2 rRNA genes (1 of these 2 only partly in view) are annotated in these 2,923 nt (G+C 54.1%); both read left to right on the plus strand.

Annotated elements, in window-relative coordinates:
* Positions 1-2,669 (plus strand): 23S ribosomal RNA (locus ACW73L_RS21985) (it extends 223 nt beyond the left edge of the window).
* Between the two features lie 92 nt (positions 2,670-2,761).
* Positions 2,762-2,874 (plus strand): 5S ribosomal RNA (gene rrf, locus ACW73L_RS21990).
* The last annotated feature ends 49 nt before the right edge of the window (positions 2,875-2,923 follow it).

Here is a 2,923-nt window from a genome sequence, read left to right on the forward strand (position 1 = left end):
TCAACCGAGATTCCCTTAGTAGTGGCGAGCGAACGGGGACCAGCCCTTAAGCTTGGGTGTGTTTAGTAGAAGGCTCTGGAAAGGGCCACCATAGAGGGTGATAGTCCCGTATACGAAAGGCACATGCAAGTGAAATCGAGTAGGACGAGGCACGTGAAACCTTGTCTGAACATGGGGGGACCATCCTCCAAGGCTAAATACTACTTACCGACCGATAGTGAACTAGTACCGTGAGGGAAAGGCGAAAAGAACCCCGGTTAGGGGAGTGAAATAGATCCTGAAACCGTATGCGTACAAGCAGTGGGAGCCCCTTCGGGGGTGACTGCGTACCTTTTGTATAATGGGTCAGCGAGTTACTTTCAGTGGCGAGCTTAACCGACTAGGGGAGGCGTAGCGAAAGCGAGTCTGAATAGGGCGTTAAGTCGCTGGGAGTAGACCCGAAACCGAGCGAGCTATCCATGACCAGGGTGAAGGTGAGGTAACACTGACTGGAGGCCCGAACCGGGATCTGTTGAAAAAGATTCGGATGAGTTGTGGATTGGAGTGAAAGGCTAAACAAGCTCGGAGATAGCTGGTTCTCCTCGAAAGCTATTTAGGTAGTGCCTCGGACGAATACTGCTGGGGGTAGAGCACTGTTTCGGCTAGGGGGTCGTCTAGACTTACCAAACCGATGCAAACTCCGAATACCAGCAAGTACTATCCGGGAGACACACGGCGGGTGATAACGTTCGTCGTGAAGAGGGAAACAACCCAGACCGCCAGCTAAGGTCCCCAAATTATCGCTCAGTGGGAAACGATGTGGGAAGGCACAGACAGCCAGGAGGTTGGCTTAGAAGCAGCCATCCTTTAAAGAAAGCGTAATAGCTCACTGGTCGAGTCGGCCTGCGCGGAAGATTCAACGGGGCTAAGCGATATACCGAAGCTGCGGACTTGACTTCGGTCAAGTGGTAGAGGAGCGTTCCGTACGCCTGTGAAGGTGGATCGAGAGGTCTGCTGGAGGTATCGGAAGTGCGAATGCTGACATAAGTAACGACAAAATAGGTGAAAAACCTATTCGCCGGAAGCCCAAGGTTTCCTGCGCAACGGTAATCGGCGCAGGGTTAGTCGGCACCTAAGGCGAGGCCGAAAGGCGTAGTCGATGGAAAACCGGTTAATATTCCGGTACCAGTAGCAACTGCGATGGGGTGACGGAGAAGGCTAGGTCAGCCGGTGATTGGTAGTACCGGTTTAAGCGTGTAGGCAGGGGTCTTAGGTAAATCCGGGATCCTAATGCGGAGGCGTGATGACGGAGTTCTGGTTCGCCAGGACTGAAGTGATTGATGCCAAGCTTCCAAGAAAAACCTCTAAGCTTCAGGTTGTTAGTGGCCGTACCAAAACCGACACAGGTGGGCAGGGTGAGAATCCCCAGGCGCTTGAGAGAACTCGGGTGAAGGAACTAGGCAAAATGATACCGTAACTTCGGGAGAAGGTATGCCTCTGGTAGGTGAAGTCCCTTGCGGATGGAGCTGACGGAGGTTGCAGTGAAACGGTGGCTGCGACTGTTTAATAAAAACACAGCACTCTGCAAACACGAAAGTGGACGTATAGGGTGTGACGCCTGCCCGGTGCCGGAAGGTTAATTGATGGGGTCAGCGCAAGCGAAGCTCTTGATCGAAGCCCCGGTAAACGGCGGCCGTAACTATAACGGTCCTAAGGTAGCGAAATTCCTTGTCGGGTAAGTTCCGACCTGCACGAATGGCGTAACGATGGCCACACTGTCTCCACCCGAGACTCAGTGAAATTGAACTTGCTGTGAAGATGCAGTGTACCCGCGGCTAGACGGAAAGACCCCGTGAACCTTTACTACAGCTTTACACTGGACTTTGAATTGACTTGTGTAGGATAGGTGGGAGGCTGTGAAGCCGGGACGCCAGTCTCGGTGGAGTCGACCTTGAAATACCACCCTGGTGAATTTGGAGTTCTAACTTAGGTCCGTGATCCGGATCGAGGACCGTGTATGGTGGGTAGTTTGACTGGGGCGGTCTCCTCCCAAAGTGTAACGGAGGAGCACGAAGGTGCGCTCAGCGTGGTCGGAAATCACGCACAGAGTGTAAAGGCATAAGCGCGCTTGACTGCGAGACAAACACGTCGAGCAGGTACGAAAGTAGGTCTTAGTGATCCGGTGGTTCTGTATGGAAGGGCCATCGCTCAACGGATAAAAGGTACTCCGGGGATAACAGGCTGATACCGCCCAAGAGTTCATATCGACGGCGGTGTTTGGCACCTCGATGTCGGCTCATCACATCCTGGGGCTGTAGCCGGTCCCAAGGGTATGGCTGTTCGCCATTTAAAGTGGTACGCGAGCTGGGTTTAGAACGTCGTGAGACAGTTCGGTCCCTATCTGCCGTGGGCGTTGGAGATTTGAGGGAAGTTGCTCCTAGTACGAGAGGACCGGAGTGAACGCACCCCTGGTGTTCCGGTTGTCATGCCAATGGCATTGCCGGGTAGCTATGTGCGGACAGGATAACCGCTGAAAGCATCTAAGCGGGAAGCCCCTCCCAAGATGAGATCTCCCTGGAGCCACGAGCTCCCTAAAGGGTCCTGGAAGACCACCAGGTTGATAGGCAGGGTGTGGAAGCGCAGTAATGTGTGAAGCTAACCTGTACTAATTGCCCGTGAGGCTTGACCATATAACACCCAAACCGTTGGTTCTCAGAACCAGCCGCAGTGTACGATTCCAAACTCCGGAGTGACGGCCACAAGACCGTCCCCAACCCCTTTGCCTGGTGGCCACAGCCGACGGGAACCACCCGATCCCATCCCGACCTCGGAAGTGAAACCGTCGCACGCCGATGATAGTGCAGTTACCTGTGCGAAAGTAGGTCACCGCCAGGCACCTACCTCAAGCCCCTCCCGCTCCAACGCGGCAGGGGCTTTTTATTGC

The sequence above is a fragment of the Methylolobus aquaticus genome (genome assembly GCF_054172105.1).